The organism is Enterococcus sp. AZ119 (assembly GCF_050546175.1).
GTDB classification, from domain to species: Bacteria; Bacillota; Bacilli; order Lactobacillales; family Enterococcaceae; genus Enterococcus; species Enterococcus faecalis.
The window spans coordinates 733,008-749,713 of the sequence record NZ_CP172951.1 but is presented as its reverse complement, the minus strand read 5'-3'; the positions used below and the strand labels follow the sequence as shown (position 1 = coordinate 749,713).

The following is a 16,706-nucleotide window of genomic DNA, read 5'->3' as shown; positions in this document are numbered from 1 at the left end:
CCTTTCTTACACACTATACCATAAAAAAACAAGGAAAAGTATAGACCAAAACCAACAATTTTACTATCTTGTGTCAATCATTAAATATTTGTCAATTCTCAGCGATTTAGTCGAATATTTTAGACAAGTTCTATATAATAAAGGTAACGAAGACGAATAAATGAAAATGAAGGTTAGGAGGAATTTCTTTGAAAAAACATTGGACTTTCTTGGTTGGTGCATCTTTACTTACTGGATTAGCAGGCTCTATCCTCTGGAAAAAAAATAAACAGCTCCCTTCCCCACAGGAGCTTCAACACAACTATACTGGACATTGGTGGTTTGTAGACGTGAAGAAAGCCACGCAACACACCTTGGAAATCACCTCATCTTTCAATGTTTTCATTGATGGCAAACAAACGCATGCCTTGCTTGTTGAATTAACCCCTAAACGCTTAGTTATCTTAGACAAGTTAGGTTACCATTTAATCATTCAATGTGAAAATGGTGTCCCTGCGACGCTTTACGATGAAGCCGACGACGAAACCTACACACTAGAACGGGCCATTTACAATTAATAAATCACCCATGACACATAAAATGAAGTATGTGTGGTGGGTGATTTATTTTTTTACATCCCTTGCAAAAGCATTCAGAAAGTTTTCTTACAACTTGAATATTATTAAATAGTCAAATGCGCCTTTTTCTGATAAACTTAGGATGATGTTTTTTTGAAAGGATGAGCCCCTATGACACCAAATCGCGAAGACTATTTAAAATTAATTTTTGAATTAGGTGGCGACGAAGTTAAAGTGAATAATAAACAAATTGTTTCTGGACTCGATGTTTCAGCAGCTTCGGTTAGTGAGATGATTTCAAAGTTAGTAAAAGAAGATTTGGTTGAGCATTCTCCTTATCAAGGGGTTCAATTAACTGAAAAAGGCTTAAAAAAAGCGAGTACGTTAATTCGCAAACACCGAATCTGGGAAGTCTTTTTAGTAGAGCACTTAAATTACACTTGGAATGATGTGCACGAAGAGGCAGAAGTTTTAGAACATGTTACTTCACAGACGCTTGTGAACCGTTTAGCGGATTATTTAAATCATCCAGAATTTTGTCCACACGGTGGTGTTATTCCCGAAGATAATCAACCCATTCATGAGGAGAAACGCCAAACGTTAACAGACTACCCTGTTGGCACAAAAGTTCGGATTGCACGTGTCTTAGACGAAAAAGAATTACTGGATTATTTAGTTTCCATTGATTTAAATATTCAAGAAGAATATACGATTAAAGAAATTGCTGCATATGAAGGACCGATCACCATTTATAATGAAAACAAAGAATTATCCGTTAGCTTTAAAGCAGCAAACACAATTTTTGTTGAGCCGTTGATTAGAGAAAGTGAGGAAAACTAATGAATGAAAAAGTAGCATTATTTACTATTTTCGGGGGGACAGGTGATCTTGCCAAACGTAAATTGTATCCTTCCCTGTTCCGCTTATATAAAAAAGGATTATTAGCTGAGCGTTTTGCGGTGATTGGTACCGCACGTCGGGAATGGACAGACGAATACTATCGTGAAATCGTTCGTGAAACCATTCAAGACTTAAATCCCACGGCCGAAGAGGCAACTGAATTTTCTAGTCATTTCTATTACCAATCACATAATGTGAATGATACGGAACATTATAATACCTTAAAAGAATTATCTGATCGCCTAAATGAACAATACCACTTAGAAGGCAATCACGTTTACTATTTAGCTATGGCCCCTCAATTCTTTGGAACCATTGTTAATCACTTGAAATCACAACATATTATTTCGGAAGAAGGCTTTGATCGTCTAATTATCGAAAAGCCATTTGGTTCTGATTATGAATCTGCCTACGAATTAAATGAAGAAATTCGTGCTGCATTTCCTGAACAAGATATTTTCCGAATTGACCATTACTTAGGCAAAGAAATGATCCAAAATATTTCAGCCATTCGTTTTGCCAATAATATTTTTGAATCACAATGGAACAATCGTTACATTGATAATGTCCAAATCACCTTCGCTGAAAGCTTAGGTGTCGAGGATCGTGGCGGCTATTATGACCACAGTGGCGCACTAAAAGATATGGTTCAAAATCATATTTTACAAGTCGTTGCATTGCTTTCGATGGAGCCTCCTGTTGCCTTTTCTGAAAAAGAAATTCGGACTGAAAAAGTAAAAGCTTTACGTGCCATCCGCCTTTATTCTGAAGAAGAAGCCCTTCAAAATTTCGTGCGTGGACAATACGGCGAAGGTCAGCTAGCTGATCAAACATTTGCAGCCTATCGTGATGAACCGAATGTGGCAGAAACTTCATCCACTGAAACTTTTGTTGCTGGTAAATTTTTAATTGATAATTTCCGTTGGTCTGGCGTCCCTTTCTATGTTCGCACAGGTAAACGATTAACTGAAAAAGGCACACGCATTAACATCGTCTTTAAACAAGTACCTATTAATGTCTTCAAAGATGATACGTGCGAAGAATGCGATAAAACCGATTTACCACCGAATGTTTTAACTATCTATATCCAACCAACTGAAGGATTTTCATTAACCTTAAATGGAAAAGAAATCGGTCAAGGGTTCAATACAACTCCAGTGAAACTTGATTTCCGTCAAAGTGCTGAAATGACTGAAAATAGTCCAGAAGCATATGAAAAACTTCTATTAGACTGCCTAAATGGCGATAGTACAAACTTCTCTCATTGGGACGAAGTTGCCCAATCTTGGCGCATTGTTGACATTATTCGACATGCTTGGGATAAAACAGACGTTTCTTTCCCTAATTATGCCGCTGGCACAATGGGCCCGCAAGCTGCCTTCGACTTATTAGAAAAAGATGGCTTTACTTGGGAATGGCAACCAGATAATTGGTACCGTGACCGCGGTCAACTTGATCAATAAATAAGCCAAAAAAGATCCGCTAGTTAACGACTAGCGGATCTTTTTTCTTGTTTATTCGAATCCTTCAGCAACCGCTTCTGGATAATTTTCTTCAACAATGTGTGCACAACGGCCACAAAGTGTTGGTAATTTTTCATCTGAGCCGACATCTTGACGAACGGAACGACAACGGTCACACGTTTCGCCTTCTGCTTTTTCAACTAAAATAGCCATGTCTTCAAATTGAACAGCTTCACTAGGTGCTACTTCTTTTGATACTTCAAAGTCGGAAACAATTAGTAATTGAGCAATATCTGCATCAACAGCTGTCATTAATTGACGAATTTGTTCATTTGGATAAACGGTCACTTTAGCTTCTAACGATTTACCGATTAATTTAGAATGACGAGCTTCTTCCAACGCTTTTAAGACATTGTCACGGAAATCCATAAAGGCTGCCCATGTATCCATCAATTCTTCTTCATTAGTAAACGTTTCGTAACCTGGGAATTCAGCTAATTGCACATACTCTTCTTCTTCTTGTAAGAAACTCCAAATTTCTTCCGCTGTATGTGGAATAATTGGTGTCAATAGTTTTGTTAATGAAACCAATGTTTGGTAGAAAACAGTCTGCATACAACGACGTTGATAATCGTTTTCAGCTTCAATATAAACGACATCTTTCGCAAAGTCTAAATAGAAAGAAGATAGATCCACAGTTAAGAAGTTCATAACTGTCCGATAAATATGCATGAAATTATATTTTTCATAACCATTTTCACGGATTTCTTGAATGACTTGATTTAAACGAACCGTCATGTATTTATCTACAGAACGTAAATCAGCATAAGCTACAGTATGCTCAGCTGGATTAAAATCACTCGTATTCGCTAACAAGAAACGCATAGTATTACGGATTTTCCGGTACACTTCAGATACTTGGTTTAAGATATCCATTGAGACACGCACATCGGCTTCCGCGTCAACACTACTTACCCACAAGCGTAAGATATCTGCACCCATTTGGTTGATAACTTTTTCAGGTAAGATAGTATTGCCTAACGATTTACTCATCTTACGGCCTTCGCCATCGAGAACCATCCCTTGAGAAATGATTGATTTATAAGGCGCTACCCCATTGATAGCAACACTTGTTGTAATACTTGAGTTAAACCAACCACGATATTGGTCAGAACCTTCTAAATACATATCTGCTGGGAAAGTTAACTCTTCTCTTTCTCGTAAAACTCCTTCATGTGAAGAACCTGAGTCAAACCAAACGTCCATGATATCTGTTTCTTTGGTAAACTCGCCATTTGGTGAACCTGGATGTGTAAAGCCTGCTGGTAGTAACTCTTTTGCTTCACGCATAAACCAGATATTTGATCCATGTTCTGCAAATAAATTCGCTACATGTTCAATTGTTTCTGGCGTAATGATGGCTTCCCCATTTTCAGCATAGAAGATCGGTAATGGTACACCCCACGCTCTTTGACGAGAGATTACCCAATCACCACGGTCACGAATCATATTATACAAACGTGTTTTTCCCCAAGGAATTAGCCAGTCAACTTTCTCAACTTCATCTAAAATATCTTGACGGAATTTAGAGATTGAAGCAAACCATTGTGGCGTTGCACGGTAGATAACTGGTTTTTTGGTACGCCAATCATGTGGATAACTATGCGTAAAGAAATCTAATTTTAATAACGCGCCTTTTTCTTCTAATAACTCAGTAATCATTGGATTCGCTTTGTCATAGAAAATTCCTTCAAAACCAGGTGCTTCATCTGTAAAGACCCCACGGCTGTCAACAGGAGAAATAACAGGTAAATCATATTTACGGCTGACAATATAATCATCTTCCCCATGTCCTGGTGCGGTATGAACTAAGCCAGTCCCGGCATCTAGCGTCACGTGGTCGCCTAGCATAACAAGTGATGTTCGATCATAGAATGGATGTTGAGCTGTCATACGATCTAATTTTTCACCAGAAAATTCTCGCAAGACTTCTACTTCTTCCCAACCAACCGCTTCTTTAACTGTTGCTAATAAATCTTTAGCAATTACAAATTTACGACCGTCTGCCTTCACTTCAACATACGTAAAATCAGGATTAACTGAAATACCTAAGTTGGCTGGTAATGTCCAAGGGGTTGTCGTCCAGATGACGAAGGCTGTCTCGTTATCTAAAAGACCTTTACCATCGGCCACATTAAAAGCTACGTAAATAGAAGGTGATTTTACATCTTTGTATTCAATTTCTGCTTCTGCTAAAGAAGATTCACTTGAAGGAGACCAATAAATTGGTTTTAAGCCTTTATAAATATAGCCTTTTTCTGCCATCTTACCAAAAACACGAATTTCTGCTGCTTCATACTCTGGATCTAACGTAATGTATGGATGTTCCCAATCGCCTGACACACCTAAACGTTTAAAATCGTTACGTTGTTTATCGACTTGTGATAAGGCATACTCTTTACATTTTTCGCGATACTCAGCGACAGTCATTTCTTTACGTTTAACCCCTTTATTGGTTAACACTTGCTCAATTGGTAAACCATGGGTATCCCAACCAGGCACATAAGGAGAACGGAAACCAGACATTGATTTTGAACGAATAATAATATCTTTACTGATTTTATTCAAAGAATGTCCTAAATGAATATTTCCGTTTGCATACGGAGGGCCATCATGTAAAACAAAGGTTGGTTTTCCTTCGTTTAATTTTTGACGTTGTTCATATAAGCCTTTTTCTTCCCAGTCTTTTTGCCATTCTGCTTCACGGTTTGGCAAGTTCCCACGCATTGGAAAAGCTGTTTTTCCTAATTGCAATGTTTCTTTCATTTTCATATGCATTTGCCTCGCTTTCATTTTATCGATTTAATTGTGTTAGTTCATACTAAAGATGAACGATAGCTGATAAAAGTAGATAAAAAAAGAGTACTCCATCCCAAGGGACGAAGTACTCGTGTTACCACCCAAATTCAAAGTAGAGTTGCCCCTACTTTCTCTGAAATTGATAACGGTAATTATCCGGCAGTTCCTACTCAAGTGTTCAGAACTGCATCTAGGATAGAGGATCTGTTTAATGCCAGTGTCTGTCAAACTTTCACTATCATTGACTCGCTGCTAAGAATAAACATTAAACGTTCTGTTCTATCTATTTTGATTCTTCTTCAATTGTTTCTTCAGTGACTTCAATTACAGGCTTTTTTTCTACTACAGCATCTGTGTTCTCTTCAGAGTTTACAACAGTTTCATTTTCGTTGTCAAGGTCTTGTTCATCAAGAATTTCCTTAACTGCTGTATGTTTGTCTCCGACATAACTAGAAAAAGGCTTTAAAATCTCTTCCCACTCTTCACTCTTCACTTGCTCTAATTGAGTTTCAAGCATTAAGCTTAAGCGTTGATGGAAGACACGTGTTTTCTTCTTCAAGTCTTCTGTTTCCCCAGCTAATTGACGGGCACGTTCAATTGCTTCTGCTAAGATTTGTGTTGATTTCGCTTCAGCATCTGCAATCATTGCATTTGATTTACGTTCAGCTTCTACCAAGGTTTCTTTGGCTTGGTTATCTGCCGAAGTGATAATCATTTCTGATTCTTTATTGGCACTTGATTTCACTTTATCAGCGGTATCTTGTGCAACAATAATTGATTGGTTCAATGCATCTTTCAATTCATTGAAGTATTGTAATTTTTCTTCTGCGTGTTTTAATGATTTCTCAAGTTCACGATTTTTTTGTAATGCATCTTCATAATCACGTGTGACTTGATCTAAAAAGTCATCTACATCGTCTTGGTTATAGCCTCTCATTTTTGTTGAGAAGTCTTTGTTTTGAATATCTAATGGAGTTAATGCCATATTCCTTCACCTCTTTGGATTATTTTTGTAAAACCCCTTATGAACACATTCTCATACTAATCCTGAAATAGCAAATATCTTACTTTTTTTATTATACACAACTTCGTCTGAATGAACAGCCAAAATGGTTTTCTTAAACAAAAGTTCGAGATTATTTTCTCAATACCCCTAAGAGGACACGAAATTTTTCTTTCTTTGTTTTTCCTTCTAATTCTTGAATCTGAAGGCGCCCAAATCCCCGTATCGAAACAATATCTAATAAGTCTAAAGCAAAATCTGGTCGTGTCGTTTCTGTCCAATTGACTTTTACTTTACCAGATTCGATCAATTGTTTTGATCGCTGCCTTGAAATATTAAATACGGCGGAAATCACACTATCCAGCCGCAAAGAGCTCATAGTCGTTCGCTCTTCTTGCCAACCATCCTTCGGTATCAAAATTTGTGTATAATCCCGTTCTTCTAAGCGAACAGTAATTTTACCAATTTTGTCGACTTGGTTAACAACGAAGCCAGCTACTTCTTGTGCTATAAAAACCTGCCACTTATCACCATCGGAAATAATATCTCCAAAGGCTTCCCTACGAACCCCAACATTCATCAAGGTGCCTAAAATTTTCCCATGAGATAATGTCGCAAATTTAGATGGATAAATAATTTCAAATAATACAACACCAAAATCTGTCTCTTCTGGTATGTAATACGCTGGATAAATCAAGCAGCGTTTTCGTTCTGCTTGCTCATAACCACCATAAAAAGTAAACGATAAATCACTGTTTTGTCGAATCAACGTTTCCAAAATATACGCCTGTCTAGGATCAAGAAAGTCTGTCAAATAAGGCGCGTATTGCATCTCCACTTGCTCTAGCCAATCCCCGACAGTGTCAATAAAAGGATGTTCATCTTTGCGGAAATGTTGATACACATTTGCGTTCATAGATAAATCATCCTTTCTAAAAGTTATTAATAAACAATAGCTCGTAAAATGACTGCTAAGCCACCCGCTGCTAGGTTAAGGACAATAATCCCTACCATTACGTTAAATCCAACCATTCCAATCCTTAAATTCAAACGGTCAAACAAACTTAAGTATGGTTCACAAATTCTAGAGAGCAAACGCCCGAAAGCAGAATCATATGCTCCTGGAAACCATGAAAGTAGCGCGTAAATCACTAGTAATCCTGAATAGATTTGAACGCCTTTGTATAATAGAGTAATCAGTGTTGCGATAATAACACCTCCCTAAGGCTTAGAAATCAAAGAATTGTTTGTTGGCTAAAGATTGTGCTGTCGCACTATCAATTTCCATATTCGCTGGTGTGCATAAGAAGATTTCATTGCCAACGCGCTGAATATCTCCGTCTAAAGCATACACAGTACCAGTTAAGAAATCAACGATGCGTCGTGCTTGGTCTTCTTCTACTAATGTAAAATTAACTAGCACAGCTTCTTCAGCAAATAAATGTTTCGCAATGCTCATTGCTTCTGAATACACACGTGGTTCAATAATAGTAATTTTATGTGTTTTTGCATTGGCGGTGCTTTCTTGTGCTCGTCTTGTATTCGTAGTCGCTGATTGATTAGAACTACGCATAGAAACCACTTTTTTCTCTGTGTAAGCAGCTTGTTGTGTGTCTCTTTCTTGATGCGCTTCAGCAGAACGATAGCGTGCAGAAGGTTTTTCAACTACAGGCTCACTTTGTTGTGTATAAGCTGGCTGATTGTAACTTTCCTGTTGTTGAACAGGGCGTTGTGGTTTAGGCCGAGCTGCACGACGCGGTGGTTCATTAACTGCTTTGCGCTCTTCATATTCTTCGTAGTTATCATAATAATCATCTTCTTCGCCAGATAAGCCAAAAAAGCTCGATAACGCATCCTTGTTAAAAATTGACATAAATTCCTCTCCTTTACGCATCTCTGAATAACGCTGTTCCGATTCGTATAAAAGTTGCACCTTCTTCAACTGCGATTGGGAAATCGTTACTCATTCCCATGCTAAGTTCTGTACAAGGAGCAAAAGATAAATGTTTCTCATTTACGGTCATTTGCAGCTCTTTTAATTCTCTAAATGTTGCATGTAATACTTCTTCACTTGCCCCAAAAGGTGCCATAGTCATTAGACCGACGATTTGAATTTTGTCCAAATCAGCAAGTTCTTGAATGAAAGGTAAGACGTCTTCTTTACGAAAGCCGTGCTTGCTTTCTTCCCCAGTTATATTCACTTCAACAAAACAACGAATAACTTTCGTTGCTCTTTTTTGAATTTCTTTGGCTAGACTCAGACTATCTAATGCATGAAAATAATCTATCTCATTAATAATTAATTTTACCTTCCTACGTTGTAAATTACCAATTAAATGCCACTGAATATCATTAAATTTTTCCAATCCAGCTTTCTTTTCTAGTAACTTATCTACTCGGTTTTCAGCTAAATTCTGGACACCAAGCTGAACAAGCTCTGCTGCTTCCTCAATTCCTACTGATTTAGTGACGCCAATCATTGTCACATCAGCAACAGAGCGCTGTGAGCTTTTGCATGCTAGCTGAAGTTGATTATTAATATTTGTTAAGTTTTCAGCTATCATTTCTAATCGATGCTCCTTATCGTTTTCTGCGGAAAAATGGTGGCGTACTTAATTCGTCATCATTGTGATTTGGTTCTTCACGGTGGAATGTGTCAAATTCTTTTTTGTCTACTTGTTCTAATGAAGATTCATCAACTTTTGGACGTGTATTTTGTTCTCTGCGAATATCCCAATCGCCAAAAGCACTTGCTTCTTCTTGTGATTTTGGTTGATCCATTTCCACAGATTGAGTTGTTTGTTGCATTGGTTGAACCGCTTGTCTTGTTTGACGGTGCGGTTTTCTATCCTTTTTTGATTCATCAATACCTGTAGCGATTACTGTTACACGAATTTCGTCGCCTAAATCTTCGTTAATTGATGTACCTAGGATGATGTTCACATCACCTGAAGCAGCATTTGTAACGATATCTGAAGCATCTTGCGCTTCAAACAAGGTCATATCTAAGCCACCAGTAATGTTTAATAAGACTTGTTCCGCACCATCGATTGATGTTTCTAACAATGGTGAAGAAATAGCTTTTTTCGTTGCTTCAATTACACGTTCTTCGCCGCTCGCTACACCAATTCCCATTAAAGCTGTTCCTTGGTTTTCCATCACTGTTTTCACGTCAGCAAAGTCCAAGTTTACGTAACCTGGTGCAGTGATTAAATCTGAAATCCCTTGAACACCTTGACGTAATACATTATCAGCTTCTCTAAATGCTTCAAGCATTGGCGTTTTCTTGTCAACGACTTCTAATAAGCGGTTATTTGAGATAATTAATAGTGTATCAACGTTTTCTTTTAATAAGGCAATTCCTTCAGCGGCAAAACGACCACGTTTTGGACCTTCAAAACTAAATGGACGAGTTACTACACCAACTGTTAAAGCGCCTAATTCTTTAGCGATTTTTGCAACTACTGGCGCAGCACCTGTACCAGTTCCGCCACCCATACCAGCAGTAATGAAAATCATATCCGCGCCTTGTAATGATTCTGAAATCACTTGTTCACTTTCTTCTGCAGCTTTTTGGCCAACTTCAGGTTGTGAACCAGCACCTAAACCACGAGTGTATTTAGGGCCTAATTGAATCACTGTTTCTGCTTTTGAATGTTTTAATGCTTGAACGTCTGTATTGGCTGTGATAAATTCCACGCCTTTAACGTTTTCTTCGATCATACGGTTTACAGCGTTTCCGCCGCCGCCACCTACACCGATAACTTTAATGACTGCACCGTTGTTAATGTTATTGTCTAATGAAAATTCCATGATATCGTATCCTCCTGTTTATGTGATTAGTCGAAAATGTTCGAGAAGAAGTCTTTGATTTTGCCTGTCACTTTTTCACCAGACTCACGTTCGTTGAATTCTTCGTATTCTTCTTGAGGCTGTTCAGCATATGTGTCATAGCGAACTTCTTGTTGGACAGCGACTGATTGTGCTGGTTTCGATTTTTCACCAGGGATTGCATATTTGGCAATGTGATAAATATCGTTTAGTTGCGCTGAATATTCCACAATGCTAATGACATTAGCAAAGACTGGGTTACGTAAGCCCATGTGATTTGGTACGTATAGTTTTACGTTGGCTTCAAAAATCTCTTGCGCCAAATCGACAATACCTGGCATACTAGCGGCGCCACCAGTTAACACAACGCCTCCAGGTAATTCAAACGCATCAATTTCATCCAGAACTTCTTTTGATTTTCTCAAAATTTGTTCCACACGCGCTTCAATAATTTCTGAAAGGTAACGTTCGTCCACTCTTACAGGCTCTGACTTACCGATAACATCAACAGGAAACTCTTCGTTTGCTGAAGTTCTTTCTGGATAAGCATCCCCATAATTAATTTTTAAGGCTTCGGCGTTGTTAAAAGAAGTATTCAATACGATTGAGATATCTTTCGTGATGAACTCGCCGCCTTCTTGGTTAACATGAGTAAATTTCAATTGTTTGTCGTGGATAACAGATGTCGTTGTTTGACCGCCACCCATATCAATGACAATTGTTCCAAAGTCTTTTTCGCCATCTGTTAAAATTGTTTCCGTTAAAGCAAGCGGTGTAATCACTAATTCGTTAATTCCTAAGCCAGCTTTTTCAACACATTTACGGATGTTATGGATGATTGTTTTTGGTCCAGTATAGACAACGCCAAACATCTCCATGCGAACGCCAAGCATTCCACGTGGGTCTTTGATGCCTTCAAAGCCGTCGACGGTAAAGTCTTGCGGTAAGATTGCAACAATTTGACGTTCAGGAGGAGTTGAACGAACCAAAGCTGCAGATGCGACGTTGCGCACATCCTCATCTGTAATTTCTTTTGATTCACTGCTAACAGCTATCATTCCTTGACAGCTTTCTACTTCTAATAAATTCGCTGGTAATCCAACATTTACGCTTTTAATTTGAATGCCGGCTTTTTCTTCGGCTTGTCGAACGGCCCGTTGGATTGCTTGAACTGTTTGATCAATATCGACGACAATCCCTCGATTCAAACCGTCTGATTTTGCATTTCCAACGCCGATGATGTTCATTTGACCTTCAATATATTCAGCGACAACTACTTTGACAGAAGTTGTACCAATATCGAGGCCTACATACATTCCTGTTTTTGCCATGAACGGAATTCCTCCTCCTATTAATTCCAATATCTAAGCGGACAAAGGCGTCCGTTTAACTATCTCTTTTTTAGTATTATTCACTTCTTCCAATTTTACCATAAAAATGGGGGTTTTAGAAAGCAGATTATACGAATTTGTTCGTTAATTTTTGAAACATTTTTGTAAAAAACTTATTCTGCTTGTTGCACTTCTTGATTTTCTCCATTTGTCGGCGTACCGTTATTCGCTTCATCCGTTGCTACGCCTGCATTTGGGTCCACAACTTCTTGATTTTCAACCGCTGAATCTTCGGAAACTTCACTGCCCGTTTCTTCACTTTCTTTTTCATACGGATAAGAAAAAATGCCGACTTCCATATCAACGATTCCAGGTTTGTCCATTTGCTCGGCTACTTGTGAATAATAAGCCATTTTTTCACTTAAATCAGAAATATTAACAATCACTCGATTTCCATCATTCATATAGACATTAATCAAGTCTTTATTGGTTTTTGATGGTGCATATTTAATTTCTGAAATTCCTTGTTTAATTTCTTGAGGTAATTTGTTGTAAGAGGCCATTAATTCAGGGATTAATTTATCCTCTTTGAAATTCTCAAAAATTGGTTTGCCACTTTCAGCAGCTTTGGTGGTTTCCGCCAAAGTTTTACCATTCTCTAAAATCGGATGATAGCCGCCTTTAGTCGCAGCAAGAGCGACAATTTGATACTCTTGAATATCAATTTTAAATGAATTAATACCATTTAACTTAATGTTCGCCTTTTTTATAATTGGAAACTTTTTCTGAATATTTGCAGAAAAATAATTTCTATTTGAATACTGCTCCCATAAGCCACTGCCCGTTTCAAGTTTTGACTGCTGAATAATCGCTTGACTCTCCACACTTTTGTTACCTGAAACTGTTACTTCACTCAATCGACTAAGAGGCGAAACAAAATACAATGCCACTAAAATGGCTGTCCCTAAACAAGTTAAAATAAAGGCTAAACGCCTATATAAGCGCTTGTTCCGTGTTTTCTTAACGTTCGGTAAACGATCTGCAAAATGCTCCTCTTCTTCCACTGTTTCTTGTGGAAGATGTTGTTGAGGCTCTTCTTGACTTTGTTCTTGTAAAGTGATGGTGACTTCTGCTTGTTCGTTTTCACCTTTTGAAGCAGCTTCTTCCGCTTGCTTCTTCAAATATTCTTGGTTTTGTTTTTGCCAAGGTGTCAGTTCAGGTTTAGACTCTTCCGATTTTTTTGGAGGTAATGGTTTTCTTTTTTTGAATATATCGTTCTCGTTACTAATCTTCCACACCTCCTATCTCAGACTAACGTTTTCACAACTTGATACAAACGATCACTTGCATCTGGGATGCCTTCCCCTTTGGACGCCGTTGCCATCTGTTGTCTTTTTTCATTGTTTAATAAAATATCATCAATTGCCGTAACTAAACGAGCGCCAGTCAATTCTGCATCTGGAATCATTTCAACAGCACCAACTTTTACTAAGCTTTGCGCGTTTTTCGTTTGATGATCATTCGTGACGTAAGGACTCGGAATTAAAATTGCTGGTAATCCTAATGCGGTGAACTCCGCAATTGAGGTTGCTCCTGCACGTCCCACCATTAAATCGGTATTAGCCATCACTTCAACCATTTTATCAATATACGGTTGCACACTTATGTTTGTCAATTTCTTTTCAGAAAGCTTTAGACTTTCTTGAAGTTCCTGATAATATCTTTCTCCTGAAGCGTATAAAACTTGATACTCTCTCTCTTCAAACAAAGGAAAGGCCTGTTCAAACGCTTGATTAATTTTCAAGGCGCCACGACTTCCGCCAAATAAAACCACCGTTTTCTTTGCTGGATCCAAGCCAAACTCTGATAAAATAGCTGACTTTTCCACCGTTACGACTTCTTGTCCCCGCGGGTTCCCTGTTAAAATTGTTTTTTCTTTCGGGAAAAAACTAGCGACATCCGGAAAACAAATCGCAATTTTATCCACATAACGACTTAAAAATTTATTTGTCATTCCGGGGATACTATTTTGTTCATGAATAATTGTCGGTATTTTTAATTGGTGGGCCGCATAAACCACTGCACCAGAAACATAACCGCCTGTACCAATGACCACATCTGGTTTAAATTCACGAATAATTTTTTTTGCTTTATTAATGCTTGTTAAAAATAAATAAATTGTTTTAAAATTTTGAGGACTTAGCGAACGCTTGAATCCTTGAATTTTAATCGTTTTAAATGGAATTTTCGCCTTTGGCACAATTTGACTTTCTAGACCATTTTCTGTTCCCACATACAAGAATTCTGTTGCAGGTGCTTCTTTTTTGACGTGTTCGACGAAGGATAACGCAGGATAGATATGCCCACCTGTGCCACCACCAGTTACTAGTATCTTCATTTTCTCACATTTCACTTTCTTTTAATTGTTGAACAGCTTGCATAAAGGCTTCCCCGCGTACTTCAAAATTCGGGTATTGGTCCCAACTTGCGCAAGCAGGTGATAGTAAAATAGTATCATCTTTTCCCGAATAATCAAAGGCAATGGTAACCGCCGTTTGAACATTTTCAGCAAATAAAATTGTTTCAATGTTCGCTTTTTTAGCAGCTTCCGCCAATTTTTCTTTGGTTTCACCAAATAAAACAATTGCTTTGAGTCCCAGCAGAGCAGGAACCAATTCATCAAATGAGTTACCGCGATCCAAGCCACCCGCAAGTAAAAGTAGCTTTTGGTTGTCAAACCCACTTAACGCCATCTCTGTAGCTAAAATATTGGTTGCTTTTGAATCGTTATAAAAACGTCTTTGCTGAACTTCGCCAACAAATTGCGTTCGATGGGGAACGCCTGAAAAGTTTGTCAAAGTTTGTCTAATCTGAGCATTCGATACATTTTTTAATTTAGCTACACAAATCGCTGCGAGTGCATTTTCAATATTGTGACTGCCAGGAATACCTAACTCATCGGCGGGCATAATATATTCTTCATTAAAATATAATTTCCCATCTAAAAGATAAGCCCCTTCTACTGCTTCTTTCGTTGAAAAAGGCAATACGTTGGCAGCTGTGGTTTTGGCTAACGTTTGAAGCTCTACTTGATTCCAATTTAAAATCAAGGTGTCCTCTGCGGTCATGTTTTTTTGAATGGCCCATTTTGCAGCAACATATTCTTTCCGCGAACCATGATAATCCAAGTGTGCCTCAAAAATATTTGTAATTACTGCAATTTGTGGGTGAAACGTCTCAATTCCCATTAACTGAAAACTAGAAAGTTCCATCACAAGATCATCCTTGGCCGTTGCTTCTTGAGCCACCGTACTCGCTGGAAAACCAATATTTCCCGCCAAACGCGCCTCACCAGCCGTTCTGTCAGCGTTTAGCAGTAAACCAATCATCGTGGTCGTGGTTGTTTTACCATTGGTGCCCGTAATGCCGACAATTGGACATTCGGCAATTTGACCTGCTAATTCCACCTCAGTTATGATAGGAATTTTCCGAGTTAGTGCTTCTGCCACAAGTGGATTTGTATAAGGAATACCAGGATTTTTAACGATTAGTTCAAATTCTTCATCCAACAATTCAATTGGATGCCCCCCTGTAACAACACGAATACCCAAGGTTAATAAATCTTGGGCGTCAGGGTTTTGATCAAATTGTTTTGCGTCATTAACGGTAACGAGCGCACCTAACTCATGTAAGAGTTTCGCTGCGCTGACACCACTTTTAGCTAGTCCTAAAACCAACACTTTTTTGTTTTGATAGGTTGTTATTTTTTTCATTGTCAATTTCCCCTTTGATAGATTAGAAAAGAATCCATAATGTGATTCCTGAACAGATTAAACCGACAGACCAAAAGACAAAATCAATTTTCCATTCAGACCAACCACACATTTCAAAATGGTGATGAATTGGTGACATTTTAAAAATCCGTCGACCAAATAATTTAAATGAAGCAACTTGTAAAATAACACTTGCTGTTTCACAAACGTAGACAAGTCCAATTAAAAGTAGCGTCCATTCTTGATGCAAAATAATTGAAATTGCTGCTAACAATCCACCTAATGCTAATGAACCAACATCACCCATGAAGATTTTTGCTGGTTTTCTATTATAAGGGAAAAAGCCAATCAGCCCACCAATCACACTTAGGCAGATAATCACAACATCAAATTGTTGTTGTTTCCAGGCAATAATTGCATAAGTACCAAATGAAATTGTTCCTAAACCAGCAACTAAGCCATCAATCCCATCTGTCAAATTCACGGCATTAGAAAAACCGACTAACCAAAAAATAATAAACACGCCATAAAAAATACCTAACGGAACTTCTGCTACTCCAAACAAATCTAAGGTGTCTGAAAAGCCTTCACTTCGATAAACAAAGTAGAAAACCAACCCACCAAAAATTTGACCAATTAATTTTTGACGAGAATTCAAGCCCATGTTCCGTTTTTTAAAGACTTTAATGAAATCATCTAAATAACCTAGCAAACCGTATAATACTAAAATAAATAGAGTAATTAGTAGAGACGGCGTAAATTGGTGGAAAAACAACCCCATTGCTAATGAAGTAATCAAGCTGGCTACAAGGAAAACGACTCCCCCCATTGTAGGGGTACCTGTTTTCACGCTATGCCAAGTTGGGCCATCTTCACGAGTAACCTGCCCTTGTTTTTTCATTTGAAAATAGCCAATGAATAGTGGCATTACGCTCACTGTAATGGCAAAACTCACCACTATGGGAATAAAAATCTGTGTCCACTCCATG

15 protein-coding genes are annotated in these 16,706 nt (G+C 38.1%); 3 read left to right on the top strand and 12 right to left on the bottom strand.

Annotated elements, in window-relative coordinates:
• Window positions 1–188: 188 nt before the first annotated feature.
• The 3 genes from IGL37_RS03655 to zwf all read left to right on the top strand — a co-directional run bounded on the left by IGL37_RS03655 (window position 189) and on the right by zwf (window position 2,920).
• Window positions 189–557 (top strand): DUF4828 domain-containing protein, encoded by a 369-nt coding sequence (locus IGL37_RS03655; RefSeq protein ID WP_002355908.1) that lies wholly within the window; start codon window positions 189–191, stop codon window positions 555–557.
• A gap of 171 nt (window positions 558–728) precedes the next feature.
• Window positions 729–1,397: a metal-dependent transcriptional regulator gene (locus IGL37_RS03650; RefSeq protein WP_002355907.1), complete on the top strand. Its 669-nt coding sequence runs from the start codon at window positions 729–731 to the stop codon at window positions 1,395–1,397.
• The gene (gene zwf / locus IGL37_RS03645) at window positions 1,397–2,920 is read left to right on the top strand and encodes a glucose-6-phosphate dehydrogenase (RefSeq protein WP_002355906.1); all 1,524 of its coding nucleotides are present in this window, start codon (window positions 1,397–1,399) and stop codon (window positions 2,918–2,920) included. The genes IGL37_RS03650 and zwf overlap by 1 nt, the downstream gene beginning before the upstream one ends.
• A gap of 51 nt (window positions 2,921–2,971) precedes the next feature.
• On the opposite strand, the gene ileS is transcribed toward zwf, so the two are convergent.
• The 12 genes from ileS to mraY all read right to left on the bottom strand — a co-directional run bounded on the left by ileS (window position 2,972) and on the right by mraY (window position 16,705).
• The gene (gene ileS, locus IGL37_RS03640; RefSeq protein ID WP_002387984.1) at window positions 2,972–5,752 is read right to left on the bottom strand and encodes an isoleucine--tRNA ligase; all 2,781 of its coding nucleotides are present in this window, start codon (window positions 5,750–5,752) and stop codon (window positions 2,972–2,974) included.
• A 310-nt stretch (window positions 5,753–6,062) separates the two neighbouring features.
• Window positions 6,063–6,764, bottom strand: coding sequence for a cell division protein DivIVA (gene divIVA, locus IGL37_RS03635; protein ID WP_002355904.1), 702 nt, complete (start codon window positions 6,762–6,764; stop codon window positions 6,063–6,065).
• 151 nt (window positions 6,765–6,915) lie between these two features.
• Window positions 6,916–7,698 carry an RNA-binding protein gene (locus IGL37_RS03630; RefSeq protein WP_002355903.1) on the bottom strand — a complete coding sequence of 261 codons (783 nt, stop codon included), beginning with the start codon at window positions 7,696–7,698 and terminating at the stop codon, window positions 6,916–6,918.
• A 26-nt stretch (window positions 7,699–7,724) separates the two neighbouring features.
• Window positions 7,725–7,982, bottom strand: a complete 258-nt coding sequence (locus IGL37_RS03625; protein WP_002355902.1) for a YggT family protein — start codon at window positions 7,980–7,982, stop codon at window positions 7,725–7,727.
• Window positions 7,983–8,010: 28 nt separating this feature from the next.
• Entirely contained in the window at window positions 8,011–8,655 is a 645-nt protein-coding gene (locus IGL37_RS03620; RefSeq protein WP_002358891.1) for a cell division protein SepF, read from the bottom strand.
• A gap of 13 nt (window positions 8,656–8,668) precedes the next feature.
• Complete coding sequence (locus tag IGL37_RS03615; protein ID WP_002358890.1) at window positions 8,669–9,346, bottom strand: YggS family pyridoxal phosphate-dependent enzyme; 678 nt, start codon at window positions 9,344–9,346, stop codon at window positions 8,669–8,671.
• Window positions 9,347–9,362: 16 nt separating this feature from the next.
• The gene (gene ftsZ, locus IGL37_RS03610) at window positions 9,363–10,595 is read right to left on the bottom strand and encodes a cell division protein FtsZ (RefSeq protein WP_002355899.1); all 1,233 of its coding nucleotides are present in this window, start codon (window positions 10,593–10,595) and stop codon (window positions 9,363–9,365) included.
• Window positions 10,596–10,621: 26 nt separating this feature from the next.
• Window positions 10,622–11,944, bottom strand: coding sequence for a cell division protein FtsA (gene ftsA / locus IGL37_RS03605; RefSeq protein WP_002355898.1), 1,323 nt, complete (start codon window positions 11,942–11,944; stop codon window positions 10,622–10,624).
• Between the two features lie 173 nt (window positions 11,945–12,117).
• The gene (locus tag IGL37_RS03600; protein ID WP_002361409.1) at window positions 12,118–13,242 is read right to left on the bottom strand and encodes a cell division protein FtsQ/DivIB; all 1,125 of its coding nucleotides are present in this window, start codon (window positions 13,240–13,242) and stop codon (window positions 12,118–12,120) included.
• An 8-nt stretch (window positions 13,243–13,250) separates the two neighbouring features.
• Window positions 13,251–14,342 (bottom strand): undecaprenyldiphospho-muramoylpentapeptide beta-N-acetylglucosaminyltransferase, encoded by a 1,092-nt coding sequence (gene murG, locus IGL37_RS03595; RefSeq protein ID WP_002361408.1) that lies wholly within the window; start codon window positions 14,340–14,342, stop codon window positions 13,251–13,253.
• A 4-nt stretch (window positions 14,343–14,346) separates the two neighbouring features.
• Window positions 14,347–15,717, bottom strand: coding sequence for a UDP-N-acetylmuramoyl-L-alanine--D-glutamate ligase (gene murD / locus IGL37_RS03590; RefSeq protein ID WP_016627308.1), 1,371 nt, complete (start codon window positions 15,715–15,717; stop codon window positions 14,347–14,349).
• A gap of 22 nt (window positions 15,718–15,739) precedes the next feature.
• Window positions 15,740–16,705 (bottom strand): phospho-N-acetylmuramoyl-pentapeptide-transferase, encoded by a 966-nt coding sequence (gene mraY, locus IGL37_RS03585; protein WP_002414266.1) that lies wholly within the window; start codon window positions 16,703–16,705, stop codon window positions 15,740–15,742.
• Window position 16,706 lies beyond the last annotated feature (1 nt).